Genomic DNA, 23,689 nt, shown 5'->3' on the forward strand with positions numbered 1-23,689 from the left:
GAACAGGTGGCAAGACCGGCCGGATTCGAACCGGCGTCCTCCAGCTCGATGCGTGGGCGCGACGACCTCTGCGCTACAGCCTTGCCGTGCGTGATCATAGCGGCCACCGGCCCGAAATCGCACGCCAGTACGCAGGTGTGGGCGGGTGTGTGTAGGATTTCGAACCTGTTCAATAATGAGCCGGTCCCGCGACTCCCCGTACGAGAGGCCCGCCACGATGAGCCGTACCCGTAGTCCTCGCGGCGCCCGGATCGCGGCCGTCGCCTACGTCCTCGCCATGGCGGCCGGAGGACTCGTCGCCGGAGCGGCCCATGCCCCCTCGTACGCCGAGCCGTTGCTCCTCGGGCTGGCCCAGCCCGGGCTGAACGTGCTGTACGTCTTCGTCCTCATGCCGCTCACCGTGCTCCTCGGTGACGTCGGCGGGGGAGTGGGGGACGCCGGCGGCCGCGCTCTCGCCTGCGGGCTGGGGGCAGTCGTCAACGTCCTGCTCGTGCGGGCGATCGTGTGCGCGGTCCGCGCGGTCGCCGCGGACCTCCCCGCATGCAGGAAGCGCCGCACCCCGGCGCGGTGACGCGCGGGGTGCGGCGCTCGGTGCTGCGGGCTCAGCCCAGCTGCTCGTACGCCGGCAGCGTCAGGAAGTCCGCGTAGTCCTGGTCCAGCGAGACCTGGAGCAGGAGGTCGTGGGCCTGCTGCCACCTGCCGGCCTCGAAGGCCTCGTCGCCGATCTCCGTACGGATCGCGGCCAGTTCGTCGGCCGCGACCTTGCGGGCCAGCTCCGCCGTGGCGTGCTCGCCGTTCTCGAAGACGACGTCCGCGTTGATCCACTGCCAGATCTGCGAGCGCGAGATCTCGGCGGTGGCGGCGTCCTCCATCAGGTTGAAGATGGCGACGGCGCCCATGCCGCGCAGCCACGCCTCGATGTAGCGGATGCCGACCGCGACCGCGTTCTGCAGGCCGTCGTACGTGGGCTTCGCGTCCAGGGTGTCGATGGCGATCAGGTCGCCCGCCGCCACTGAGACGTCCTCGCGGAGACGGTCCTTCTGGTTCGGCTTGGCGCCGAGGACCGCGTCGAAGGAGGCCATGGCGATCGGGACGAGGTCCGGGTGGGCCACCCAGGAGCCGTCGAAACCGTCGCCGGCCTCGCGGTCCTTGTCGGCCTTGACCTTCTCGAAGGCGACCTTGTTGACCTCGGCGTCACGCCGCGAGGGGATGAAGGCCGCCATCCCGCCGATGGCGTGCGCGCCGCGCTTGTGGCAGGTGCGGACCAGCAGTTCGGTGTACGCCCGCATGAACGGCGCGGTCATGGTGACCAGGTTGCGGTCGGGCAGGACGAACTTCGAGCCGCCGTCACGGAAGTTCTTGACGATGGAGAAGAGGTAGTCCCAGCGGCCCGCGTTCAGCCCGGAGGCGTGGTCGCGGAGCTCGTAGAGGATCTCCTCCATCTCGTACGCGGCGGTGATCGTCTCGATCAGGACGGTCGCGCGGACCGTGCCCTGCGGGATGCCGACGTAGTCCTGGGCGAAGACGAAGATGTCGTTCCAGAGGCGGGCCTCCAGGTGCGACTCCGTCTTCGGCAGGTAGAAGTACGGGCCCTTGCCGAGGTCGATCAGACGCTGGGCGTTGTGGAAGAAGTAGAGGCCGAAGTCGACCAGCGCGCCGGGCACCGGGGTGCCGTCGAGCTGGAGGTGGCGCTCGTTCAGGTGCCAGCCGCGCGGGCGTGTGACGACGGTCGCGAGCTCCTCGGCGGGCTTGAGGGCGTACGACTTGCCCGACTTCGGGTCCGTGAAGTCGATGTTCCGGGTGTACGCGTCGATCAGGTTGAGCTGGCCGGTGATCACGTTCTCCCACGTGGGGGCGGACGCGTCCTCGAAGTCGGCGAGCCAGACCTTGGCGCCCGAGTTCAGGGCGTTGATGGTCATCTTGCGGTCGGTCGGACCGGTGATCTCCACCCGGCGGTCGTCGAGCGCGGCCGGGGCCGGGGCGACCTTCCAGGTGTCGTCCACGCGGATCGCTTCCGTCTCGGGGAGGAAGTCCAGCGTGGAGGTGCGGGCGATCTCGGCCCGGCGCTCGCCGCGGCGGGCGAGCAGCTCGTCGCGCCGGGGCGTGAACTGCCGGTGCAGCTCGGCCACGAACGCGAGGGCCGCATCGGTCAGGACCTCGTCCTGCCTCGGCAGGGGCTCGGCATCGACGATGGCCAGCGGGGACGGCGCTGGTGCGGACATGAGCTGTCACTCCTTCAGCGGGGCGGCGCGGACGACGTCCCACGGCTGCCGGGTCGCCTGAGACGGCACTGAGTGCCGTGGCTCCGAGATACGGCCGTGGGTGCCGTCCGGGTGCGGAAGCGGCGCGGCGTGCGTGCTGCGTGCTTCTGATCAGTGGATATTAGTTTCCTCATGGTGGAAGTTCAATGGTTTGTTGATATCGAGATTCTCCGGGTCGACAGATGTGTGTCCTCGGTGGCGCGGCGTGCCAGGGCCCGCACGGTCCGTGTACCCCGTGCGCCCCGCTCACTCCAGGTGCCTCAGGTCCTCCGTCGTGTCGATGTCGTGGTCCCGGGCAACATCGGAACACTCGACGAGCGTGATCGCATCGCGGTGCGCCCGCAGATAGGCCCGCGCCCCCTGGTCGCCGGACGCTCCCGCCGCGATGTCCGCCCACCGGTCGGCCCCGAACAGCACCGGATGGCCGCGCTCCCCGTCGTACGCGGCGGCCGCCAGGGTCGCCCGGGAGCGGTACGCCGCGCGGACCCGCGCCACCGCCTCCGCCCCGATGCCCGGCTGGTCGACCAGGAGGACGAGGGCCGCGTCCGCCTCCGAACCCATGAGGGCGCCGAGCCCGGCCCTGAGCGAGGAACCCATGCCCTCCTCCCACAGGGGGTTCACCGTCACCGCGCAGGCCGAGAGGTCCGCCCGGGCCCGCACCTCGTCGGCGGCGGCACCCAGCACGACGTGGACCGGACCGCACCCGCCGTTGCGCAGCGCCCGTGCGGCGTGCTCGACGAGGGGGCGGCCGCGGTGCTCCAGCAGTGCCTTCGGCCGGCCGCCGAGGCGTCGGCCGCCGCCCGCCGCGAGCAGTACTCCGGCGACCACGGGGATCCGTTGTGTATGAGCCATGCGCCCTGGATACCACTGCGCCGTCCGCACCGGAGGAAGGGGCGTCACCCCTCAGGGGTACCCCCGAACTCCGTCCGCGCAGTGGCGCGCGCCACCTTCGATGGCGTTAACTTGACGACGGTCCCGGGCACTTGACCGCCGCCCGGGGCGAGATCGACACACCGGCACGATGACGTGCGAGGGGGAGTGCTTTGTTGCGAAGCGTGGGGCAGGAGAGGTTGACCGGCAGCGACGAGGATCCGAGAGTGACGGAGCTCCGTACGGCCGTCTCCCGGCTCCGCCGTGAACTGGCCGGACTCCGCGTCGAGTTCCCGGACCGGGGCATCGCCGAGGACGAGCTGGCGGCCCTGGACGCCATGGCGGTCAGCGGGCGGCCGGAGATACCCCGGCTGCGCCGCTCGCTGCTGCTGGTCGCGGGGGCGATCGGTTCGGTCAGCGCGCTGGCGTCGGGGCTACGGGACGTGCGGGTGGCCGTCGACCTCTTCGGGGAGCCCCCGCACCACTCGTGAGGTCAGCGCCGGATCAGGCGACGGGCGGTCGCCGCGGCCACGGCCGACGTGCGTGAGGCGACGCCGAGCTTCGCGTAGATGTGCACCAGATGGGACTTCACCGTCGCCTGGCTCAGGAAGAGCTTCTTGCTGATCTGCTGATTCGACAGGCCCTCACCGACCAGCTGGAGCACCTCCAGCTCACGCCTGGTCAAGGCCTGGGCCGGTGTCCGCATGCGGTCCATCAGCCGGTGCGCCACCGCCGGAGCCAGCGCCGAGCGGCCGGCGGCCGCCGTGCGCACGGCGGCTGCCAGCTCCTGGGGCGGGGAGTCCTTCAGCAGATAGCCGCCGGCGCCCGCCTCGACGGCGGCCAGGATGTCGGCGTCCGAGTCGTACGTGGTGAGGACCAGCACGTGGGGGGCGCCCGCGGCGGCGGTGATCGCCGCCGTGGCCTCCGCCCCGTGCATGCCCGGGCCGAACTGCAGGTCCATCAGGACCACGTCGCACACACCGGTCGCGGCGATGGCGACGGCCCGTTCCGCGGTGGGGGCCTCGGCGACGACCCGGAAGTCCGGCTCGGTGTCCAGGACCGCGCGCAGGCCCGCCCGCACCACCGGGTGGTCGTCGGCGAGGAGCAGCCGGATCGGGTCCGTCACGCTGCCCTGCCCTCTGGGGCGCCGCCGCTCGCCGGGCCGTGTCCGTCGGCGGCCGGGAGGGGCAGGGTGACGGCGACGGCCGTGCCCTGGCCGGGCCCCGACTCCACACTCAGCGTCCCGCCCAGCGACCGGGCCCTCGCACGCATCGCGAGCAGCCCGAAGCCGCCGCCGGAGGTGCTCGCGGGTGCGGCGGCCGTGTCGAAGCCGTGGCCGTCGTCCACGACGTCCAGGGAGACCGACGTCTCCATGAAGCTGAGGGTGATCTCGGTCCGGCGTGCCCCGGAGTGCTGGACCGCGTTGGCCAGCGACGACTGCGCGGTGCGCAGCAGCGCCACCTCGTACGGGGTGGGCAGCCCGACCGGCCTGCCACTGACGGCGAACCGCACCGTGAGGTCCGGCGCCGAGCTGCGGGCCGAGAGACGGGCCAGGGCCGCCGCCAGGGAGCCCTGCTGCAGGTCCGGCGGGGTCAGGGCCCGGACGAAGCGGCGGGCCTCGGCCAGGTTGTCCTGGGCGGCCTCGCGGGCGCGCCGGACGTGCGGGGTCGCGGGTGCGTCCTCGGGGAGCGAACGCTCGGCGGCCCGCAGCAGGAGCTGGATGCTCGAAAGCCCCTGGGCCAGGGTGTCGTGGATCTCCCGGGCGAGCCGCTCCCGCTCGGCCAGGGTGCCCGCGGCGCGCTCCGCGTCGGCGAGCTCCGCCCGGGTGGAGACGAGCTCGTCGATGAGCTCGCGGCGCCGCTCGCTCTCGCTGAACAGCACCTCGTACCCCCGTACGGTCGCGACGGCCACCGCCGCGCCGAGCAGCGGACCGATGAAGGCGCCCGGAGTGACCTCCTGCTCGTGCAGCAAGAAACCGCTGATCGTGGCCGCGGCGGTGACCGCGACGGCGGGCAGCCCCCACCGCAGCGGCAGCAGGTGCAGTTGCAGGAAGTAGAGGGGGAACGCCACCCACAGCGCTTCGGGAGACAGGGCGAGCAGCGCCAGCCACACCGCCCCCAGCGCGATGAGCCAGAGCGATGCGGCGCGGGTGTGCTGTTGAACGGCGGGGGCGAGCACGCCCGCCAGGTACAGGGCGGCCATCACGCCCGCAACCCCGACGACGGCCGTGGCGTGCGGTGTGCCGTCGCCGGTCGCGCGCAGCGCGGCGAGCATCAGCAGTCCCACCAGCAGCGCGTGCAGACAGAGCCGCAGTGCGGTGGTGACGGGGGTGGGGGCACGCGGATCCATGGTCGTTCCAGCGTAGACGCGCCAGGCGCCGGGCCGGTCAACCGAAAGGTTGATGTGGGCCCCGTCCGGCGCGCGATGTCCCCACGGGCCCGGAACCCGAGTCTTGAGCCATGTTTGTCGCATGGAGAGATCTACGGTTCGCCCGCGGCCGCTTCGCCCTCATGGGCACGGTCGTCGTGCTGATCACGCTGCTCGTCGGACTGCTGTCGGGCCTCACCGCGGGCCTGGGCAGGGAGAACACCTCGGCCGTCACCGGGCTGGACGCCGACCGCCTCGCGTTCGCCGCACCGCCGGACGGCCGGTCGGTGTCCTTCTCCGACTCGGCCGTCGAGGAGAGCGCCTGGCGCACCTGGGCGGAGCGGCCGGGGATCTCCTCCGCGCGGCCGCTGGGCATCCGGACGCTGAACGCCTCCACGGGCGAGGGGAGGCGTACGGCCGCCGTGTCGGCGTTCGGCGCCGAACCGGACGGTGGGCTCGCGCCCTCCGGCGTGGGGGCGGGCCGGATCGTGCTGTCGGAGAAGGCCGCCGGTGAGCTCGGCGCACGGACCGGTGACACGCTCGGACTCGGCGGTCACCGGATGACCGTGTCGGCGGTCGGCGGTGACGCCTCGTACAGCCACACCCCGGTGGTGTGGACCTCGCTCACCGACTGGCAGCGCATCACGGGCACCGGTGGGCAGGCGACCGTGATCGCCCTGACGACGGGAGAGGGCGCCGACCTCGCCGCCGGGGACGAGCAGGCGGGCACCAGCACGCTGACCCTGGCGGACTCCGTCACGGCGATCGGCTCCTACCAGGCCGAGAACGGCTCGCTCCAGCTGATGCGCGGTTTCCTCTTCGCCATCTCCGCGCTCGTCATCGGCGCCTTCTTCACGGTCTGGACGATCCAGCGCAGCGGCGACGTGGCGGTGCTCAAGGCGCTGGGCGCCTCCACCCCGTATCTGCTGAAGGACGCGCTCGGGCAGGCCGTGGTGATGCTGGCCGTCGGCACCGGCCTCGGTACCGGGCTCGCGGCGGCGATCGGCGCGCTGGTCGGCGGGGACGGCGGCTTCGTGCCGTTCGTCCTCGACGCGTCGACCGTGCTCGCCCCGGCCGGCGTGATGATCGTCCTCGGCGCGCTCGGGGCCGCCCTGTCCGTCCGGCGGATCACCGCCGTCGACCCCCTCACCGCACTCGGGAGCGCCCGATGACCCTCACCCTCACCGATGTCACGCTCACCTACCCCGACGGCGACACCCGGCTCACCGCACTCGACCGGGTCTCCCTGGACGTGCCGGCGGGCACACTCACGGCGGTCGTCGGACCCTCCGGGTCGGGGAAGTCCAGCCTCCTCGCGGTGGCGGCCACGCTCGTCACCCCGGACCACGGGCGGATCACCGTCGCGGGTACGCGGACCGCGGGGCTCAGCCGCGCCGACAAGGCGGCCCTGCGCCGGGACCGCGTCGGCATCGTCTTCCAGCAGCCCCATCTGCTGCCGTCCCTCACCGCCGTGGAGCAGCTCCAGGTGATGGCGCATCTGTCGCAGCGCTCCGTGGGCGCGACCCGGGGCCGGGCCATGGATCTCCTGGACGCGGTGGGCCTGGCCGACAGGGCGAGCCACAGGCCGCACCAGATGTCGGGCGGTCAACGTCAGCGGATCAACATCGCCCGGGCCCTGATGAACGAACCGGCGGTGCTGCTCGTCGACGAGCCGACCAGCGCCCTCGACCACGAACGGGGCGCGGCCGTCCTCGACCTGCTGCTCGGCCTGACCCGGCAACGCTCCACGGCCACGGTGATGGTCACCCACGACCGGGCACACCTGGGCCGGGTGGACAGGACGGTGAGCATGGAGGACGGACGCCTGTCGGTGCCCGCCCCGGCCTGAGGGACCGGCCGGGGGAGAGGCGGGCGCCTGCCGACGAAGAGGGCCGGGGTGCCTGACAGGGAGCGCGCGGCGTCAGCCCGCCGAGCCCCCGCTGCTCGCCAGCGCCTCGGAGAGCTCCTTCGCGATCTGCTGCAGGATCGGCACGATCCGCTCGGTCGCCGCCTCGGTCACCCGGCCCGCGGGCCCGGAGATGGAGATGGCGGCCGAGGTCGGGGAGTCGGGCACCTGGACGGCGAGGCAGCGCACCCCGATCTCCTGCTCGTTGTCGTCCACCGCGTAGCCCGCCCGCCGCACCAGTTCGAGCGCGTCGAGGAAGCCGTCCGGTGTGGTGATCGTCTTGTCGGTGGCCGCGGGCATGCCCGTACGGGCCAGCAGGGCCCGTACCTCGTCCGCCGGGGTGTGGGCGAGGAGAGCCTTGCCCACACCCGTGGAGTGCGGGAGGACCCGGCGGCCCACCTCCGTGAACATCCGCATCGAATGCTTCGACGGGACCTGGGCGACGTAGACGATCTCGTCCCCGTCGAGCAGGGCCATGTTCGCCGTCTCGCCGGTCTCCTCGACCAGGCGCTGGAGATACGGCCGCGCCCAGGTGCCCAGCAGCCGGGACGCGGACTCGCCGAGGCGGATCAGGCGCGGGCCCAGCGCGTAGCGCCGGTTGGGCTGCTGGCGTACGTAGCCGCAGACGACCAGGGTGCGCATCAGCCGGTGGATGGTCGGCAGGGGCAGCCCGCTGCTCGCGGAGAGCTCGCTCAGTCCGACCTCACCCCCGGCATCCGCCATGCGCTCCAGCAGATCGAAGGCACGTTCGAGGGACTGCACGCCGCCGCTGGGACCGGCGGGCTTGGAGTCGGATGTGCTGGCGTGGGACGGCGGCACGTCAACGGTCCTTTCGAAGCGGAGGCAAGGCAGCAGCCTACCGGGCTGTTCCCGATCGGCCCACTGCTCCCGGTGCGGCGTCCTTGCCGGTCAGGACCTGTTTTGTCCGGGTGTCGACGGGCAGGGCCGCGTTCGGCGTGAAGCGCGGTGGTGCCGCTCCTGGTCCATTCTACGTTCCGCCTGGTGAAAATGAACTTTTACTTCGTGGAAATATCCAATCGCTGTCGCCCGTGGTCCACTGATCGCCGCACGGGGAAGGTGAGGTCTTGACGGGCTGCTTTCCCGAGTGAAGACTCCTTCAACAAATCGTTGAAACTGCGTGAGGAGCACAGGTGTCCGGTGTGGACGTGAAGCTGGTACTCCGCTCGACGCGCGTCGTCACCCCCGAGGGAACCCGCGCGGCTTCCGTCCTCGTGGCCGGCGGGGAGATCGAGGCGGTCCTGCCGTACGAGTCCGAGGTGCCGGCCGGTGCCTGTGTGGAGGATTTCGGTGATGATGTCCTGTTGCCGGGTCTGGTCGATACGCATGTTCATGTGAATGATCCGGGGCGTGCGGAGTGGGAGGGTTTCTGGACGGCGACCCGTGCGGCGGCGGCCGGTGGTATCACGACGCTGCTGGACATGCCGTTGAACTCGTTGCCGCCGACGACGACGGTGGGGAACCTGCGGGTGAAGCAGGAGGTTGCCGCCCCCAAGGCGCATGTCGACACGGGTTTCTGGGGTGGTGCGCTGCCGTCGAACGTGAAGGATCTGCGGCCTCTGTTCGAGGCGGGGGTGTTCGGTTTCAAGTGTTTCCTGTCGCCGTCCGGGGTGGAGGAGTTCCCTGAGCTGGATCAGGAGCAGTTGGCGCGGTCGATGGCGGAGATCGCGGGTTTCGGGGGGCTGCTGATCGTGCATGCGGAGGATCCGCATCATCTGGCGGCGGCTCCGCAGCGGAGCGGGGAGAGGTACGCCGATTTCCTGGCCTCGCGTCCGCGGGACGCGGAGAACACGGCGATCGGGAATCTGATCGCTCATGCCAGGCGGTTGAGCGCGCGTGTTCATGTGCTGCATCTGTCGTCGTCGGACGCGTTGCCGTTGATCGCGGCGGCGAAGGCGGAGGGGGTGCGGGTGTCGGTGGAGTCGTGTCCGCATTTCCTGACGCTGACGGCGGAGGAGGTTCCGGACGGGGCGACGGAGTTCAAGTGCTGTCCGCCGATCCGGGAGGCGGCGAACCAGGACGCGTTGTGGGCGGGGCTGGCGGACGGGACGATCGACTGCATCGTGTCGGACCACTCGCCGTGCACCACGGATCTGAAGACTCCGGACTTCGCGTCGGCGTGGGGTGGGATCTCCTCGCTGCAGCTGGGTCTGCCGGCGGTCTGGACCGAGGCGCGTCGGCGTGGGCACGGTCTGGAGGACGTGGTGCGGTGGATGTCGGCGGGGCCGGCGGCGCTGGCCGGGCTGAGTCGTAAGGGTGCGATCGAGGTGGGGCGGGACGCCGACTTCGCGGTCCTGGCTCCCGAGGAGACGTTCACCGTCGATCCGGCGGGGTTGTTCCACCGCAACCAGGTCACCGCCTACGCGGGCAAGACCCTCCACGGCGTCGTCAGGTCCACCTGGCTGCGCGGCACGCGGATCGCGGCCGACGGCGTCCTCACCGAACCCACCGGCCGCCTCCTCGAAAGGAACCACTGACCATGACGGCGACACCGCACTTCACCGGCGACGCGAGCCCGTACGGAGGCGGCGACCCGTACGCCGACCACCGCACCGCCGACTTCCCCTTCACCCAGCTCGTGGACCTCGCCGACCGGCGGCTCGGCGCGGGGGTCGTCGCCGCCAACGACGAGTTCTTCGCCGAGCGCGAGAACCTGCTGAAGCCGGAGCCCGCGGAGTTCGACCCCGAACGCTTCGGTCACAAGGGCAAGATCATGGACGGCTGGGAGACCCGCCGCCGGCGCGGTGCGGGCGCCGACGAGCCGCACCCCACCGACGAGGACCACGACTGGGCCCTCGTACGCCTCGGTGCCCCCGGCGTGGTGCGCGGTCTCATCGTCGACACGGCGCACTTCCGCGGCAACTACCCGCAGTCGGTCTCCGTCGAGGCGACCTCGCTGCCCGGCTCCCCGTCACCCGAGGACCTCCTCGCACCCGACGTGAAGTGGACGACCCTCGTGCCCCGTACGGCCGTCGGCGGCCACGCCGCGAACGGCTTCGTGGTCGACGCGGGGCAGCGCTTCACCCACCTGCGGGTCAACCAGCACCCCGACGGCGGCATAGCCCGGCTGCGCGTCCACGGCGAGGTGGCCCCCGACCCGGCGTGGCTGGCCGCCCTCGGTACGTTCGACGTGGTCGCCCTGGAGAACGGCGGCGAGGTCGAGGACGCCTCCGACCGCTTCTACTCCCCGGCCACCAACACCATCGCGCCGGGCCGCTCCCGCAAGATGGACGACGGCTGGGAGACGCGCCGCCGACGCGACAAGGGCAACGACTGGATCCGCTACCGGCTGGTCGAGCAGTCCGAGATCAGGGCGGTCGAGATCGACACCGCCTACCTCAAGGGCAACGCGGCCGGATGGGCGGAGATCTCGGTGAGTGACGGTGAGGACGGCCGGCCGGCCGTGCTTCTGCCCCGCACCCGCCTGCAGCCCGACACGAACCACCGGTTCGTCCTGCCGGAGCCGGTGCGCGGCACCCATGTCCGGATCGACATCTTCCCGGACGGCGGCATCTCCCGGCTGCGCCTCTTCGGCTCGCTCACCGAGGAGGGGGCGGCGCGGCTGACCGCCCGTCACGAGGCGCTCGGCGGATAACGCGCGACCGCGCCGGAACGGCGGGACGGCCCGGTGGCCGTCCCGCCGTTCCTGTCAGCTCAGCGTCCGGCCTGCAGTGCGGCCCAGGTCGCGGGGCCCACTGAGCCGTCGACGCCCAGCGAACGACCGCTCTGGTAGTCCCGCACCGCCTGCTGCGTCCCCGACCCGAACTGACCGTCCGCGGAGACGGTCCGCCCCAGGGCGGCGGTGAGGGCCCTCTGCAGGCGCTCGACCGCCGAGCCCGAGCTGCCCTGGCTGAGCACGGGAGTGGTGCCCGCCGAGAGGAGAGCGGTCCAGGTGCGCGCGCCCACGACCCCGTCCGCGCCGAGCCCGCGTGCCCGCTGGAAGGAGGTGACGGCCGCGGTGGTCTTCGAACCGAAGGTGCCGTCCACCGTGCCCGCGTCGTACCCCTGCTGGTTGAGGAGCGACTGCGCGGCCGAGACCTGGGCGCCCGACGAACCGGCGCGCAGGGTGTCGTAGGACGGGAAGGTCAGCTGGACCCCGCCGCCTCCCGTGCTGCCGCCCACCAGCTGCATGTAGTACGTCCAGTTCCAGTTCGGCCCCGGATCGGTGTGGTCGTTGTTCGGCACCTCGGAGTGACCGACGACGTGGGCGCGGTCCTTGGGGATGCCGTACCGGTTGCACAGGTGGGCGGTGAGTGCGGCGGAGGAGCGGTACATAGAGTCGGTGAACCAGCTGGGGTTGTCGACGTACCCCTCGTGTTCGATGCCGATCCCGGACGCGTTGCCCGAACGGGCGTGCCAGGCGGTGTCCTTGTCGCGGACCGTCTGGGTGATCTGACCGTCCGAGGAGCGCACCACGTAGTGGGCGCTGACCTGGGCCGAGGGGTTCTGGAACCAGCTGATCGACCCGGCGTACGAGCCCTGGGTCACGTGCACCACGATCTTGCTGATGGAGGCGGTGCGGCCGACGGCGTAGTTGGCGGTGCTGGCCGGGACCCACAGGGCCGACGGGTAGTCCGGGCTCTGGGCCGCCGCCACGGAGGCGCTCTCGTACCGGCCGCGCTCGGGTGCCACGGCGCGGGCGCGGACGGTCAGGTCCTCGCCGTCCGGGGTGCGGGCCGCGATGCCCTCGGCCAGGAAGGTGTAGACCGTGTCGGCGTAGAGGCGCGCGCCGGAGGGATCCGCCATGCCGCCGTACCGGGCCACCAGCGGGTACCAGGCGTCGGCGTCCCGCCGTTCGGCCCGGCCGAGGCCGGCCTCGTCGGCGTAGGCGCGCAGCACGGCCGCGCCGCCACGGATGTTCGCCGCCGTGTCCTCACGCAGCGCGGAGGGGGCCTCGCCGGTGAGCCGGGAGGCCAGCTCCAGGGTGTGCCGGTCGGGGTTGCTCACCAGGTGCATCACCCCGTAGCCGCCGGCCTGGCTCGGCAGGCCCGCGTGGTCGTCGAGGTGGGTCTCCCCGTACCCGAGGGCTATCAGGAGGTCGCGCGGTACGCCGAACTCCGCGGCGGCACCGGTGAAGGCCCGGCCGACGGGGTCCGGGGCCGTGGTGCCCCCGGAGCGCGGCGCGGCGCCGGCGGGCTGCACCGCGGTGACCAGGACGGCCAGGGTTCCCAGGACGGACAGGGCTGCGCGGCGCAGGGGTGTGCGCGGCGGTCTGCGATGCATCGGTGTGCCTCCGGTAGGAAGGGTGGCTTCGGGCGCGCGGTGGCAGAGCCCGGCTGTGAGCGGTCGTGCCGTCGTGCCGTCGCGCCTCAGATCGTGCCGCTCTCCCACCACCAGGCCCGGCCGAGGTCCGCGCGGCTGTCCACGTGCTGATGATCGACGGTGTACCGCTCCAGGCCGGAGAATCCGCAGGTCTCCGCCTTCTGGTACACCGTGCGGTTGCTGACGCCGGGCACGGTGAGGTCGGCCGCCGTGCCGTAGAGGTGCATGCTGTCGCTCGCCCCGCCGATCTCGGCGTTGTGCGCGATGCTGCGGAAGCCCGAGTTGACGGTGACGGCTGTGTTGCCGAGCTTCTTGCGCAGGGCCTCCAGCTTGTACATGGCGCGGCGGGCGTTCTCCCGGGTGGCTGCCGCGCTCACCTTGCCCCCGTTGAAGGTGCCGCTCGAACGGTCGGTGAACTCACTCCAGTTGAAGTGGGCCGTCGAACCGTCCGACTGCTCCAGGGCGTTGAGCTGGGCCTGGGTGGCGGGGCCGGCGCTGCCGTCCACGGAGAGGCCGTAGGCCGCCTGGAACCTCCGTACCGCCGCGGCGGTGCCCGCGCCGAAGGCACCGTCGACGCTCACCCGGGAGTGCGAGGCCGAGTCCGCCGCCCATCCCGCGACACGTATCTGGAGCTCCGTCACATCGGCGCCGCTCGCCCCCTGGTTCAGGGTGCGCGGCCAGCTGTAGGCATGCGCGGTGCCCGGCAGGAGCAGCGGGCCCACGAAGGCACCCGCGGTCGCGGCGAGGGTTCCGCGCAGGACGGTGCGGCGGTTCGGGGAAGAGGTCATCGGGACTCCTCGGGACGTGGGGGTGTGGGGCCGGAGGGAGGCGGGGGCGGCGCGTGGTGTCGCGGGGACCGGTGCGACGAGGCGAGTTCATGCTCCGGCCTGCGCCCCTGGCTGTCATGCTCATTCGAACGAGATGAAATGACGCAGGTGGAAAGGGTGACGGCAGTGCTTCGCTTCCACTTCTCCGCTGAGGACCTGGCCAGGACCCGGGTCGCCGCCGCACCGCATCCGCTGTGGGAGATCGCTTCCAGCCTGCATCGCTTCCAGACCCCCTTGGGCCGTGGGGCGTACGCGCACTGGTACCACCCCGCGCGTGAGCGGCTCCGGGAGGCGGGACTCGAGGGTGTGGTGCGGCGGGTGCTGTTACCCCTCTACCCGCGCGCTTCCTACTTCCCCGACTTCCTCACCCCGCTGGAGGGCACGGCAGGGCTGGAAGCGGGGCTCGACGCCATCCTCGCCACCCCGCCGGACCAGGTCGCGGCGCAACTCGCGGCCCTCGCACGGGTCGTACGGGTGCCCGCCCGGCTGGGGAGACTGACGGAGCGGAAGGGCCGCAGCGAGCTGGTGGACGTCCTGCGGGCCTATCACCGGACCGTCATCGCACCCCATGAGCAGTGGGTGCGCGAAAGCCTGCACACCGAGCGGCTGCGGCTGGCCCGCCACCTGCTCGACGGGGGCACGGAGGGTCTGCTCGAAGGGCTCGGCCCGACCGTGCGGTGGAGGCACCCGCGCCTGGAGGTCAGCGCGTATCCGACCGACCACGACATCCGGCTGGAGGGCCGCGGGCTGCTGCTCATCCCGTCGTACTTCTGCTGGAAGGGGCCGATCTCCCTCGCGGATCCAGGGCTGCCTCCCGTCCTCATCTACTCCCTGCGCCACGAGGTGCCCACCGGACCGGCGAGGACCGCGGCCGAGAGCGTCTGCTCCCCGTCGCTCCAGGTGCTGCTGGGCCGGGCCCGTGCCGCGGTCCTGCAGGCCGCGGCCGCCGGGGCGACCACCACCGAGGCCGCGCGGCGGGCCGGAGTCTCCCCGGCGACCGCGACGCACCACACCACGGCCCTGCGCGACGCCGGGCTCATCACCAGCCACCGTCACGGCAACACCATGATCCACACCCTGACGGTGCTGGGGGCGACGATGCTGACCCGGAACCCGGCGAACCCCCTCCAGGAGTCCTCGCAGGGGCAGGGCCCGCGGTGAGGGAAGAGCTCCGGGAGGCGTGGTCCACGCGCGGGTGTGCCGGTTCGGGCCCGGCCTGTGGCGATATGGGACCCTGGTCGGCACGTCGCCGTCCCGACCAGGAGTCGCCATGATCTTCATCGCCGTCAAGTTCACCGTGCGTACCGCCGAGCGGGACAACTGGCTCCCGGCTGTGGAGGACTTCACCCTCGCCACCCGTCAGGAGCCGGGGAACCTCTTCTTCGACTGGTCCTACAGCGTCGAGAACCCGGACCAGTTCGTCCTGCTCGAGGCGTTCGCCTCGCAGGAGGCCGGCGTGGCGCACGTGAACTCCGACCACTTCAAGGCGGCGATCGACACCATGTCCGAGCTCGTCAGCGAGATCCCGGAGATCATCAACGTCGAGGTGCCCGGGGACGACTGGTCCCGGATGTCGGAGGTCACCCCGCGCAACCGGTGACCTCCGCCCCTGACAGCCACGGCCGGGCGAGGTCCGGCCGCCGCCGTCAGAACTCCTCGTGCGTGGTGGGGTCCCCGCCGAAGCGGTGCGACGGCCGGGCCCCGATCCGGTCCAGCTCCTGCTGGGCCAGCTCGAAGCCGAACAGGCCGAGGTTCTCCCGCTGCCGCCGGGGATCGGCGGACTTGGGGATCGGCACCGCGCCCAGCTGGGTGTGCCACCGCAGCACCACCTGGCCCGGCGTCACTCCGTGGGCCGCGGCGGCGGCGATCACCTCGGGGGCCTCGAGCACCTGGCGTCCCCGGGCCAGCGGGCTCCAGCTCTCCGTGACGATGCCCTTCGCGGTGTGCACGGCCCGCAGCTCCTCCTGCGGGAGCAGCGGATGCATCTCGATCTGGTTCACCACGGGCAGCACACCCGTCTCCCGCTCCAGCCGGTCCAGGTGCTCCGCCGTGAAGTTGGAGACGCCGATGGAGCGTACGAGGCCGTCCTCGCGGAGCTTGATCAGCGCCTTCCAGGTGTCCACGTACTTGTCCACCCGGGGCAGCGGCCAGTGGATGAGGTACAGGTCGACGTAGTCCAGCCCCAGGTTGCTCCGGGACTCCTCGAAGGAGGCCAGCGTCTCCTCGTAGCCGTGGTGCCGGCCGGGAACCTTGGTCGTGACGAAGAGTTCCTCGCGCGGCACTCCGGAGCGGGCGATCCCGCGGCCGGTGCCCGTCTCGTTCCGGTAGTTCAGCGCGGTGTCCACGAGCCGGTAACCGGTCTCCAGCGCACCGGCGACGGCCTTCTCGGCCTCCTCGTCGTCGAGCGGCCAGGTGCCGAGGCCCACCGCGGGGATGGTGCTGCCGTCGTGCAGGTTGCGGACCGGGGGCGGTGTCTGGCTCATGGTCTCCCATTTCGTTCGCGTACCGTCCCGCCAGCGTAGGACGGGCCGCCGGGCGCGGCGCGCGGCGTACCGTCCCAGGTCGGCAGAGGTCGTTGTGCCGCTCACCGTCCTCCTGGACCCAGGAGGACGTCTCGTCGTACTGCCGCTCGCCCACACCGAAGGTCACCCGCGCGGTGTCCGTGTGGACGTCGTCCAGGGAGGGGCGCTGCAAGGTGTAGCTCCTCCCCAGCTGTACGGCCGTCTGCGTGGCCCGGTCGACGCCCGCCTCGAACACGGGCCAGGTCCACTCCTTGCGGCACCGGTCGGAGAGCGGCGCGTAGACGGCATCGGCGGAGCAGGCCGTCAGCGTGACGGGCGCGGCGGCCAGTACGGACAGCCTGGCGGGAAGGGTGGGTGTGGTGCGCATGGGCTCCATGTATCGAATATCCGTGCGGAGTACAGGCGATGCCCCTGATCCGTGACAGTCCTGTGGTGTGACGGCGGGACTCGCCGGGCGTGGTGATGGATTCCGGCCGAAAGTGGGTCAGGACAGGTGGAGGCGTACGGACTGCCGCACCCCACGGCGGCGAGACGAAGGAGCAGGACCATGGCGAAGCTGACCCTCACCACGTTCGTGTCCCTGGACGGAGTGATGCAGGCGCCAGGGGGCCCCGACGAGGACACCACGGGTGGATTCGCGTACGGCGGCTGGCTGGCGCCCTTCGCGGACGAGGACATGGGGGCCTTCATGAACGAGGTCTTCGACCGGTCGGGCGCCTACCTCCTCGGACGGCGTACGTATGACATCTTCTCGGCCTACTGGCCCCAGGTCACCGACCCGCTCGATCCGATCGCCTCCCGCCTCAACACGCTGTCCAAGCACGTCGTCTCCACCACCCTGACCGACCCGGCGTGGGAGAACACCACCGTGGTCTCCGGCGATGTCCCCGCCGGGGTCGCACGGCTGAAGGAGGAGACGGCGGAGGGCGAGCTCCAGATCCACGGCAGTGGCGCGCTCGCGCAGAGCCTCCTGCCGCACGGCCTGATCGACGAGGTCAACTTGCTCGTCCACCCGGTCTACCTGGGCAGCGGCAGGCGGCTCTTCCCGGAGGGCGGGGAGCCGACGGCATTCGAACTGACCGATGTGCGGACCACCGGCAGCGGCATCGCCATCCACACCTACCGGCCCGCCGGGCCCGCACGGTTCGGGACCGTCGGCGAGGTGTGAGGAGAGCGTTCCGCGGGGAGCTCCCCGCGGATCACGCCCCCCGGGGCGGTGTCCAGCCGGGGCTGCGGCCCAGGGCCGCCAGGATCAGGGGCAGCGTGCCGGGTCCGTCGGGGCGGGTTCCCCCGTCCAGGGGGAGGCCGGGGCGGAACGCGGCGCCCGGTGCACGCCTGACGTCGCCGTCCGGTACGGCGCGGGCGATGGGCAGGGCCGCACGGAGCACGGGTTCCGGCAGGCGGACGGGGAACCCGAGCGCGGTGGCGACGTCCCAGGCGTGTGCCACGTAGTCGATGAAGTGGAAGCCGACGGCCCGGAGGGCGGGCACCGGACGGGCGCTGATCTCCGGCAGCGCGAAAGGCTGTTCGGACATTCCGGGGGAGGCGAAGGCGTCGAGGACGGCCGTCGCGGCGGCCCGGTGGGCGCCGGCCGGGTCGTCCCCGAGGTCCGGCGTCCGCCAGGCAGCGGCGTCCGCCCCGCCTCCCCGGGCCGCCGCCGCGAAGCCGTGGTGCTGCGCGGTCATGTGCTCCACCAGCTCCCGCAGGGTCCACCGGTCGCACGGGGTCGGACGCTCCCAGTCGCCGGGGCGGGCCGCGTCCACGACACGGACGGACTCCAGGACGGCGGTGCGGTCGAGCAGGACGATGTCCGCGGGTGTCCCGGTCAGCTCCACGGGCCGCCCCCGGTCAGGAGGCGTTCCGCGTCCGCCCAGAGAGGCGCGAGTCCGGTGCCGGCGGCCGGCGGGAGGCCGGCGCCGGCCTTGCCCAGCTCCGCCTCGCGGAGGTCCGACCGCATCACTCCGCGCCCCTGGAACGCCCGTACGACGCGCAGGTGGTCGGGTCGGGCGACGAACCGCATCAGGGAAGCCTCGTCGGCCCAGACGGTGACCGACCCCGACCGGTTCAGACGAGGGCCGGGCTCCATCCACAGCCGGACGGCGACTGCTCCCGGCGTCCGTGGCCAGCTGCGCCGGAGCCGCATGCCCTCGAAGGCGACGGCGGGCGTGCCCCACGGGCGGTGCGTGGTGAATTCGGTGATGCTGACGAGGACGGGCGAGCCGGGGCCGGTGCTGTGCGCCGCCGGACCGCTCTTCCAGGACGTCTTCCAGATGCCGGAGGGCATGACCGGCTCCTTCGTCGGAGGGGTGGGCCGGACCGGTGTCACGGCCTCCCGTCGACCATATAACTATACGAACGGTCGTGCAGCTTGTTTTCTCAGGCCGCCGGCAGGAGGGAGGGGTCCGTGGCGGCGGCGTGGAGGCGCCCCAGGATGGCCCGCGCGGCCTTCGTGTAGCCCGGGTTGTTGTTGTGCAGCACCGACTCCGCGTTGGCCAGCTCCATGAACGCGATGAGCTCGAAGGCCAGTTGGGAGACGTCGGTGTCCGCGTCGAGTTCGCCCCGGACCCTGGCCTCCTCCAGGGTCTCCTCCACGAAGGTGACCCAGCCCGTTTGGGTCGAGGCCAGCGCGTCGTGCACCTTGCCCTCCCTGGAGTCGAACTCGGCGATCGTCGCGTAGAAGAAGCAACCGCCGCTGAACACCCGGCGCTGGGAGTAGGAGAGCCAGCTCTCGCACATCCGCCAGACACGGCCCAGGCCCGGCGGGGCCGCCCGGGTCGGGGTCAGCACGTGCTCCACGAAGACGGTGACGGCGGCGCGCACGGTGGCGAGCTGCAGTTCCTCCTTGGACCCGAAGAGGGCGAAGACGCCGCTCTTGCTCAGCTTCAGCTCCGTCGCGAGCCGGCCGAGCGAGAGGCCCTCCAGCCCTTCGGTCGAGGCGACGTGGACCGCGCGCCCCAGCACCAGCTGCCTGGTCTGGTTCCCCCGCTCGACCCGTCCGTCCAGCCGCGCTCCACCCATGTGCCAACTCCGTGTGTCCGAGCGTCCCAAGACCGACATTCTAGGAGGAGGCGGCACCGTCGGGGGACCGCTTCGGCCGGTGACGACCCCTGCGAACAGGTGGCCGGACCACCCTGCGGACAGAGGTTCCCGAGGGGGTCGTCCGTTCGGTACCGTGTGCGCTCCCTGTGCGAGCCGGCGAGGTCTCCACACCGTTCCTCTTGTGGAGAACCAGGAGAACCAGGTGTCCTCTGCCGTCCTGCCCGCGCTCGCCCCGTCCCGCCGCGCATGGGTCACCGACCTGCCGCTCCTGCTCGTCGCCGCCGTCTGGGGGGCCAGCTACCTCGCGGCCAAGGGCATCACCACGACGCACACCGTGATCGCCGTCCTCGTGCTGCGCTTCGTGATCGTGCTGCCCGCCCTGGCCGTCGCCGGATGGCGCGGGCTGCGGGCGCTGAACGGAGCGCAGTGGCGGGGCGCGGGCGTGCTGGGGCTGGTGCTCAGCGGGATCTTCCTGCTCGAGACGTACGGCGTCGTGCACACGTCGGCGACGAACGCGGGGCTCATCATCAGCCTCACGATGATCTTCACGCCCCTGGCCGAGGCGGCCGTGACGCGGGTCCGGCCTCCGGCGTCCTTCCTCGCGGCGGCCGGCCTCTCGGTCACCGGCGTGGTGCTGCTGACCCAGGGCGGTGGTTTCACCAGCCCCTCGGCGGGCGATCTCCTGATGCTGCTCGCGGCCCTCGCCCGTACGGTCCACGTCCTCGCGATGGCCCGCATCAAGGCGGTCCAGGACGCCGACTCGCTCTCCCTGACCACGGTGCAGCTCGGCAGCGCCGTCGCCGTCTTCGCCGTGCTGGCAGCCGTTCCCGGGACCGGCCCCGCGCCCTGGACGGTGGCGGCGGACTTCGGCGCCACCGAGTGGGCGGGGCTGCTCTTCCTGTCCGTCTTCTGCACGCTGTTCGCGTTCTTCGTGCAGATGTGGTCGGTGCGCCGCACCTCGCCGTCCCGGGTCAGCCTGCTGCTCGGTACGGAGCCGCTCTGGGCCGCCGCCGTCGGCATCGCGATCGGGGGCGAACGCCTCGGTGTGCCGGGTCTGATCGGCGCGGTGCTCGTGCTGACGGGCACCGCGTGGGGACGCCGCCGCGCCGACGTCACGTCCTGAGGGAGTCCGCCGCGATCATCATGGCGCCGCCCGTCACCACCAGCACGATGCTGACGAAGAGTCCGTGGCCTTCCAGGACATCGAGCCGCGCCACCACCGCCCACAGCCGGAACCAGCCCGTCCACTCGTGCAGGAGCCCGGCGACGCCCTGCACGCACACGATGAAGCCGGCCGTCTCCACGAATTTCTTCATGGTCCGAGCCTGGAGCGGGGCACCCCGGGCCCGCGTCGGCCACCGGTCTGCGTGACCCCGACGAAAGTATCGGATCGCGCGACTTCGGTAGCGTCCTGGGGCGCGCGCACACGACGACGTCCGCCGGCTGCGTAGCTTTGTCGACATGACCCGTACGGAATACCCCTGGCTGCTGCCCTCGGCGCTGGCCGGTCACGAGCCGGCCGGCCACCCCGGCAGACCACGCAGGACCGTACGCGACTGGGTCGTCGACATCACCCTCTTCCTCTGCGCCGCCGCCTTCGGTATGGCCGCCCTCGCCGCGATCGAGGCCGACCCCACCACTCCCGACGGTGTCGTCCTGGCCGACTCCCTGCTCGGGGCGGCGGCCTGCTGCTCACTCTGGGTCCGGCGCAGGTGGCCCGTGGCGGTCGCCTCCGTCCTCACGGTGCTGAGTGTGGTGGAGCCGGTCGCGGCGGGAGCGATGCTGATCGCCCTGTTCAGCCTGGCGGTGCACCGTCCCTTCAAGCCGGTGGCCGTCGTCGGCGCGGGCACCCTCGTCGTGGCACCCGTCCAGCCGATGCTGCGTCCGGACCCGGGCACGTCCTTCATCGCCTCCGTGATCATCGGGGTCCTGCTGATCCTGCTGATGTTCAGCTGGGGCATGGTCGTACGGTCGCGGCGGCAACTGGTCGTCACCCTGCGCGAACGCGCGCGCCGGGCCGAGGCCGAGGCCGCGCTCCGGGCCGAGCAGGCCCAGCGGCTGGCGAGGGAGGCCATCGCCCGCGAGATGCACGACGTCCTCGCCCACCGGCTGACCCTGCTCAGCGTCCACGCGGGCGCGCTCGAATTCCGTCCCGACGCACCCCCGGCCGAGGTCGGCAGGGCCGCCGGGGTCATCCGCGACAGCGCCCACGAGGCGCTGCAGGACCTCCGCGAGATCATCGGCGTCCTGCGTGCCCCGGGCGAGAACGACGAGGGCAACAGGCCGCAGCCCACGCTCGTCACCCTGGACGCCCTGATCGACGAGTCCCGCTCGGCCGGCATGGAGGTCACCTTGGACAACACCGTCGCCGAACCGGGCCGCGCGCCCGCCGCCACCGGGCGGACGGTCTACCGCATCGCCCAGGAGGCGCTGACCAACGCCCGCAAGCACGCCCCCGGGGCCCCCGTCGGCGTCACGGTGGCCGGCGGGCCGGGCGCCGGCCTGACCATCGAGGTCGGCAACCCCGCGCCCGCCGAACCCTTCGAACCGGTCCCGGGGTCCGGCCAGGGACTCATCGGCCTCACCGAACGGGCGAGCCTGGCCGGCGGCAGTCTGGACCACGGGCCCCGGCCCGACGGCGGATTCACGGTCCGGGCCCGGCTACCGTGGCCGGCATGACCACTCCCCCCTCCCCGGAGTCACGACCGGTCCGGCTGGCCGTCGTCGACGACGACCCGCTCGTGCGGGCCGGTCTGGCCCTGATGCTCGGCGGCTCCGACGGCATCGACCTCGTCGGGGAGGGTGCCGACGGCACCGACGTCGCCGCCCTCGTCGCCCGCGCGCATCCCGACGTCGTGCTCATGGACATCCGGATGCCCGGCATGGACGGGCTGACCGCGACCGAGGAGCTGCGGCGCCGGCCCGGCGCACCCGAGGTCATCGTCCTGACCACCTTCCACGCCGACGAGCAGGTCCTGCGGGCCATCCGCGCGGGGGCGGCGGGGTTCGTCCTGAAGGACACCCCGCCCGCGCAGATCGTCGAGGCGGTCCTGCGCGTCGCGGCCGGTGAGCCCGTCCTCTCGCCCGCCGTCACCCGCAGGCTCATGGCCCGCGCGGCCGGAGAGCCCGCGGACGACCGCCGCTCCCGCGAGGCACGCGCCCGGGAGCGGTTCGCCGAGCTGGGGGAGCGCGAGCAGGAGGTGGCAGCCGGCGTCGGGCGGGGCGGGTCCAACGCGGAGATCGCGGCGGCGCTCCATCTGAGCGTGGCCACCGTCAAGGCCCACGTGTCCCGCGTCCTCGCCCGGCTCGGGCTCAACAACCGTGTCCAGATCGCCCTGTTGGTGCACGACGCCGGTCTCCTCCGCGAGGACGAGGACGGGGCGGGAGACGGCCGCCTACGCTGAACCCGGACCGGTCGGACCGGAAGAGGGGCGGGACCATGTCGGTGGTCGATCTGCGCGGGGCGGAGGACTTCGCCGCGAACCCGTATCCGTACTACGCGAAGCTGCGCGCCGAGGGGCCGGTGCACCCGGTCCGTACCGACGACCTGGAGCGGGTCTGGATGATCGTCGGATACGAGGAGGCCCGCGCGGCCCTCGCGGACCAGCGGTTCAGCAAGGACTGGCGGACGACGGAGACCCTGACGGCGACGAGCAACCCGATCAACGCCAACATGCTGGAGCTGGACCCTCCGCACCACACCAGGCTGCGGAAACTCGTCGCACGTGAATTCACCGCGCGGCGGATCGAGGCCCTGCGCCCGCGCGTCGAGCAGATCACCGCGGAGCTCCTCGACGCGATGGTGCCCGCAAGGAGCGCCGACCTGATCGACGCGTTCGCCTTCCCGCTGCCGATGACCGTGATCTGCGAACTCATCGGCGTACCCGACATCGACCGGGACGCCTTCCGCCGGATGTCCAACGCCATCGTCACGCCCGTCTCGGCCGAGAAGGAGGGCGAGGCGGTCCACGCGATGGGCGCCTACCTCGACGAGCTGATCGAGGACAAGCGCTGCTCCCCGGGCGACGACCTGCTGAGTGCCCTGATCCGGGCACGCGTGGAGGACGGCGAGGGCCTCTCCCGCGACGAACTGACCGGCATGGCCTTCCTGCTCCTGGTGGCCGGCCACGAGACGACCGTGAACCTGATCGCCAACGGGGTGCGCGCGCTCCTCGACCACCCGGGACAGCTCGCCCTGCTCCGGGCCCGGCCGGAGCTGATCGACGGCGCGGTCGAGGAGATGCTCCGCTACGACGGGCCCGTGGCGACCGCGACCTTCCGCTTCACCCGGGAGCCCGTCACGATCGGCTCCGTCGTCATCCCCAGGGGCGAGGCGGTGCTGGTCGCCCTCGGCTCCGGGGACCGGGACGCCGGTCGCTATCCGGACCCGGACACCTTCGACATCACACGCCAGGCCCAGGGGCATCTGGCCTTCGGGCACGGTATCCACTTCTGTCTGGGCGCCCCGCTGGCCCGCATGGAGGGCCGCATCGCCGTTCAGGCGCTGCTGGAGCGGTGCCCCGGCCTCGAACGGGACCCGGAGGGAGGCGAGCCGGACTGGCTGCCCGGACTGCTGCTCCGGGGGGTCCGCCGTCTGCCGGTGCGCTGGTGAGATGG

The 23,689-nt window shown here is 72.2% G+C and carries 25 protein-coding genes and 1 pseudogene; 13 read left to right on the plus strand and 13 right to left on the minus strand.

Annotated features, from left to right (window positions below; all coding sequences use genetic code 11):
• Positions 1–7: 7 nt before the first annotated feature.
• Positions 8–83, minus strand: a pseudogene (locus OG488_RS30930).
• 134 nt (positions 84–217) lie between these two features.
• Here OG488_RS30930 and OG488_RS30935 point away from each other — a divergent pair.
• A complete protein-coding gene (locus OG488_RS30935) occupies positions 218–571 on the plus strand; it encodes a hypothetical protein (RefSeq protein WP_329234829.1) in 354 nt (117 codons plus the stop codon).
• A 31-nt stretch (positions 572–602) separates the two neighbouring features.
• Here the strand turns inward: OG488_RS30935 and aceB are convergent, their stop codons facing one another.
• Positions 603–2,222 carry a malate synthase A gene (gene aceB, locus OG488_RS30940; protein ID WP_329234831.1) on the minus strand — a complete coding sequence of 540 codons (1,620 nt, stop codon included), beginning with the start codon at positions 2,220–2,222 and terminating at the stop codon, positions 603–605.
• A gap of 285 nt (positions 2,223–2,507) precedes the next feature.
• A complete protein-coding gene (locus OG488_RS30945) occupies positions 2,508–3,113 on the minus strand; it encodes a nucleotidyltransferase family protein (protein ID WP_329234835.1) in 606 nt (201 codons plus the stop codon).
• A gap of 203 nt (positions 3,114–3,316) precedes the next feature.
• Between OG488_RS30945 and OG488_RS30950 the strand changes: the two genes are divergently transcribed.
• Positions 3,317–3,622, plus strand: coding sequence for a DUF5955 family protein (locus OG488_RS30950; RefSeq protein WP_329234838.1), 306 nt, complete (start codon positions 3,317–3,319; stop codon positions 3,620–3,622).
• A 2-nt stretch (positions 3,623–3,624) separates the two neighbouring features.
• Here the strand turns inward: OG488_RS30950 and OG488_RS30955 are convergent, their stop codons facing one another.
• Both OG488_RS30955 and OG488_RS30960 read right to left on the minus strand, forming a co-directional pair.
• Positions 3,625–4,257, minus strand: a complete 633-nt coding sequence (locus tag OG488_RS30955; protein WP_329234841.1) for a response regulator transcription factor — start codon at positions 4,255–4,257, stop codon at positions 3,625–3,627.
• Positions 4,254–5,480: a sensor histidine kinase gene (locus OG488_RS30960; protein WP_329234844.1), complete on the minus strand. Its 1,227-nt coding sequence runs from the start codon at positions 5,478–5,480 to the stop codon at positions 4,254–4,256. Before OG488_RS30960 ends, OG488_RS30955 begins: the two co-directional genes overlap by 4 nt.
• A gap of 110 nt (positions 5,481–5,590) precedes the next feature.
• Here OG488_RS30960 and OG488_RS30965 point away from each other — a divergent pair, with 110 nt between their 5' ends.
• Together OG488_RS30965 and OG488_RS30970 are read left to right on the plus strand one after the other, a co-directional pair.
• On the plus strand, positions 5,591–6,670 hold the full coding sequence (locus OG488_RS30965) for an ABC transporter permease (protein WP_329234847.1): 1,080 nt from the start codon (positions 5,591–5,593) through the stop codon (positions 6,668–6,670).
• Positions 6,667–7,347 carry an ABC transporter ATP-binding protein gene (locus OG488_RS30970; protein WP_329234850.1) on the plus strand — a complete coding sequence of 227 codons (681 nt, stop codon included), beginning with the start codon at positions 6,667–6,669 and terminating at the stop codon, positions 7,345–7,347. Before OG488_RS30965 ends, OG488_RS30970 begins: the two co-directional genes overlap by 4 nt.
• Positions 7,348–7,419: 72 nt before the next feature.
• Here the strand turns inward: OG488_RS30970 and OG488_RS30975 are convergent, their stop codons facing one another.
• A complete protein-coding gene (locus tag OG488_RS30975; protein WP_329234853.1) occupies positions 7,420–8,223 on the minus strand; it encodes an IclR family transcriptional regulator in 804 nt (267 codons plus the stop codon).
• Positions 8,224–8,555: 332 nt separating this feature from the next.
• Between OG488_RS30975 and allB the strand changes: the two genes are divergently transcribed.
• Positions 8,556–9,899, plus strand: a complete 1,344-nt coding sequence (gene allB / locus OG488_RS30980) for an allantoinase AllB (protein WP_329234856.1) — start codon at positions 8,556–8,558, stop codon at positions 9,897–9,899.
• A 2-nt stretch (positions 9,900–9,901) separates the two neighbouring features.
• Entirely contained in the window at positions 9,902–11,017 is a 1,116-nt protein-coding gene (gene alc / locus OG488_RS30985; RefSeq protein ID WP_329234859.1) for an allantoicase, read from the plus strand.
• A gap of 59 nt (positions 11,018–11,076) precedes the next feature.
• Here the strand turns inward: alc and OG488_RS30990 are convergent, their stop codons facing one another.
• Positions 11,077–12,645 carry a peptidoglycan recognition protein family protein gene (locus OG488_RS30990; RefSeq protein WP_329234862.1) on the minus strand — a complete coding sequence of 523 codons (1,569 nt, stop codon included), beginning with the start codon at positions 12,643–12,645 and terminating at the stop codon, positions 11,077–11,079.
• 86 nt (positions 12,646–12,731) lie between these two features.
• Positions 12,732–13,472, minus strand: coding sequence for a D-Ala-D-Ala carboxypeptidase family metallohydrolase (locus OG488_RS30995; RefSeq protein WP_329234864.1), 741 nt, complete (start codon positions 13,470–13,472; stop codon positions 12,732–12,734).
• A 165-nt stretch (positions 13,473–13,637) separates the two neighbouring features.
• Here OG488_RS30995 and OG488_RS31000 point away from each other — a divergent pair, with 165 nt between their 5' ends.
• Entirely contained in the window at positions 13,638–14,672 is a 1,035-nt protein-coding gene (locus OG488_RS31000) for an ArsR/SmtB family transcription factor (RefSeq protein ID WP_329239125.1), read from the plus strand.
• A 109-nt stretch (positions 14,673–14,781) separates the two neighbouring features.
• Positions 14,782–15,111, plus strand: coding sequence for a putative quinol monooxygenase (locus OG488_RS31005; protein WP_103514383.1), 330 nt, complete (start codon positions 14,782–14,784; stop codon positions 15,109–15,111).
• Between the two features lie 46 nt (positions 15,112–15,157).
• On the opposite strand, the gene OG488_RS31010 is transcribed toward OG488_RS31005, so the two are convergent.
• Positions 15,158–15,994, minus strand: a complete 837-nt coding sequence (locus OG488_RS31010) for an aldo/keto reductase (RefSeq protein ID WP_329234871.1) — start codon at positions 15,992–15,994, stop codon at positions 15,158–15,160.
• 586 nt (positions 15,995–16,580) lie between these two features.
• Between OG488_RS31010 and OG488_RS31015 the strand changes: the two genes are divergently transcribed.
• Positions 16,581–17,201 carry a dihydrofolate reductase family protein gene (locus OG488_RS31015; RefSeq protein ID WP_329234874.1) on the plus strand — a complete coding sequence of 207 codons (621 nt, stop codon included), beginning with the start codon at positions 16,581–16,583 and terminating at the stop codon, positions 17,199–17,201.
• A 31-nt stretch (positions 17,202–17,232) separates the two neighbouring features.
• Here OG488_RS31015 and OG488_RS31020 read toward each other — a convergent pair whose 3' ends face one another.
• The 3 genes from OG488_RS31020 to OG488_RS31030 all read right to left on the minus strand — a co-directional run bounded on the left by OG488_RS31020 (position 17,233) and on the right by OG488_RS31030 (position 19,051).
• Positions 17,233–17,868, minus strand: coding sequence for a TIGR03086 family metal-binding protein (locus OG488_RS31020; RefSeq protein WP_329234876.1), 636 nt, complete (start codon positions 17,866–17,868; stop codon positions 17,233–17,235).
• Positions 17,859–18,317: a hypothetical protein gene (locus OG488_RS31025; RefSeq protein ID WP_329234879.1), complete on the minus strand. Its 459-nt coding sequence runs from the start codon at positions 18,315–18,317 to the stop codon at positions 17,859–17,861. Before OG488_RS31025 ends, OG488_RS31020 begins: the two co-directional genes overlap by 10 nt.
• Positions 18,318–18,409: 92 nt before the next feature.
• On the minus strand, positions 18,410–19,051 hold the full coding sequence (locus tag OG488_RS31030) for a TetR/AcrR family transcriptional regulator (RefSeq protein ID WP_329234881.1): 642 nt from the start codon (positions 19,049–19,051) through the stop codon (positions 18,410–18,412).
• 223 nt (positions 19,052–19,274) lie between these two features.
• Between OG488_RS31030 and OG488_RS31035 the strand changes: the two genes are divergently transcribed.
• Positions 19,275–20,195, plus strand: a complete 921-nt coding sequence (locus tag OG488_RS31035; protein WP_329234884.1) for a DMT family transporter — start codon at positions 19,275–19,277, stop codon at positions 20,193–20,195.
• On the opposite strand, the gene OG488_RS31040 is transcribed toward OG488_RS31035, so the two are convergent.
• Positions 20,185–20,388 carry a hypothetical protein gene (locus OG488_RS31040; RefSeq protein ID WP_329234887.1) on the minus strand — a complete coding sequence of 68 codons (204 nt, stop codon included), beginning with the start codon at positions 20,386–20,388 and terminating at the stop codon, positions 20,185–20,187. The two genes, OG488_RS31035 and OG488_RS31040, sit on opposite strands and share 11 nt — an antisense overlap.
• A 145-nt stretch (positions 20,389–20,533) precedes the next feature.
• On the opposite strand from OG488_RS31040, the gene OG488_RS31045 reads away from it, so the two are divergent.
• Genes OG488_RS31045 through OG488_RS31055 form a run of 3 tightly spaced genes read left to right on the plus strand, consistent with a single transcriptional unit; the run spans position 20,534 to position 23,684 of the window.
• Entirely contained in the window at positions 20,534–21,751 is a 1,218-nt protein-coding gene (locus OG488_RS31045; protein ID WP_329234891.1) for a sensor histidine kinase, read from the plus strand.
• The gene (locus OG488_RS31050) at positions 21,748–22,476 is read left to right on the plus strand and encodes a response regulator transcription factor (RefSeq protein ID WP_329234894.1); all 729 of its coding nucleotides are present in this window, start codon (positions 21,748–21,750) and stop codon (positions 22,474–22,476) included. The genes OG488_RS31045 and OG488_RS31050 overlap by 4 nt, the downstream gene beginning before the upstream one ends.
• 35 nt (positions 22,477–22,511) lie before the next feature.
• Positions 22,512–23,684: a cytochrome P450 family protein gene (locus tag OG488_RS31055; RefSeq protein ID WP_329234896.1), complete on the plus strand. Its 1,173-nt coding sequence runs from the start codon at positions 22,512–22,514 to the stop codon at positions 23,682–23,684.
• Positions 23,685–23,689: the final 5 nt, after the last annotated feature.

Origin of the sequence: Streptomyces sp. NBC_01460 (assembly GCF_036227405.1) — a bacterium.
Taxonomy (GTDB): domain Bacteria; phylum Actinomycetota; class Actinomycetes; order Streptomycetales; family Streptomycetaceae; genus Streptomyces.

Excerpts from the sequence above, each read along its gene's own strand:
- OG488_RS31045 (WP_329234891.1), top strand. The coding sequence starts at position 20,534 with ATGACCCGTACGGAATACCCCTGGCTGCTGCCCTCGGCGCTGGCCGGT.
- OG488_RS30965 (WP_329234847.1), top strand. The coding sequence starts at position 5,591 with ATGTTTGTCGCATGGAGAGATCTACGGTTCGCCCGCGGCCGCTTCGCC.
- OG488_RS31015 (WP_329234874.1), top strand. The coding sequence starts at position 16,581 with ATGGCGAAGCTGACCCTCACCACGTTCGTGTCCCTGGACGGAGTGATG.
- OG488_RS31005 (WP_103514383.1), top strand. The coding sequence starts at position 14,782 with ATGATCTTCATCGCCGTCAAGTTCACCGTGCGTACCGCCGAGCGGGAC.
- alc (WP_329234859.1), top strand. The coding sequence starts at position 9,902 with ATGACGGCGACACCGCACTTCACCGGCGACGCGAGCCCGTACGGAGGC.
- OG488_RS31010 (WP_329234871.1), bottom strand. The coding sequence starts at position 15,994 with ATGAGCCAGACACCGCCCCCGGTCCGCAACCTGCACGACGGCAGCACC.
- OG488_RS30935 (WP_329234829.1), top strand. The coding sequence starts at position 218 with ATGAGCCGTACCCGTAGTCCTCGCGGCGCCCGGATCGCGGCCGTCGCC.
- OG488_RS30990 (WP_329234862.1), bottom strand. The coding sequence starts at position 12,645 with ATGCATCGCAGACCGCCGCGCACACCCCTGCGCCGCGCAGCCCTGTCC.
- OG488_RS31025 (WP_329234879.1), bottom strand. The coding sequence starts at position 18,317 with ATGCCCTCCGGCATCTGGAAGACGTCCTGGAAGAGCGGTCCGGCGGCG.
- OG488_RS31050 (WP_329234894.1), top strand. The coding sequence starts at position 21,748 with ATGACCACTCCCCCCTCCCCGGAGTCACGACCGGTCCGGCTGGCCGTC.
- OG488_RS31030 (WP_329234881.1), bottom strand. The coding sequence starts at position 19,051 with ATGGGTGGAGCGCGGCTGGACGGACGGGTCGAGCGGGGGAACCAGACC.
- OG488_RS30960 (WP_329234844.1), bottom strand. The coding sequence starts at position 5,480 with ATGGATCCGCGTGCCCCCACCCCCGTCACCACCGCACTGCGGCTCTGT.
- OG488_RS31055 (WP_329234896.1), top strand. The coding sequence starts at position 22,512 with ATGTCGGTGGTCGATCTGCGCGGGGCGGAGGACTTCGCCGCGAACCCG.
- OG488_RS30970 (WP_329234850.1), top strand. The coding sequence starts at position 6,667 with ATGACCCTCACCCTCACCGATGTCACGCTCACCTACCCCGACGGCGAC.
- OG488_RS30945 (WP_329234835.1), bottom strand. The coding sequence starts at position 3,113 with ATGGCTCATACACAACGGATCCCCGTGGTCGCCGGAGTACTGCTCGCG.
- aceB (WP_329234831.1), bottom strand. The coding sequence starts at position 2,222 with ATGTCCGCACCAGCGCCGTCCCCGCTGGCCATCGTCGATGCCGAGCCC.
- OG488_RS31040 (WP_329234887.1), bottom strand. The coding sequence starts at position 20,388 with ATGAAGAAATTCGTGGAGACGGCCGGCTTCATCGTGTGCGTGCAGGGC.
- OG488_RS30995 (WP_329234864.1), bottom strand. The coding sequence starts at position 13,472 with ATGACCTCTTCCCCGAACCGCCGCACCGTCCTGCGCGGAACCCTCGCC.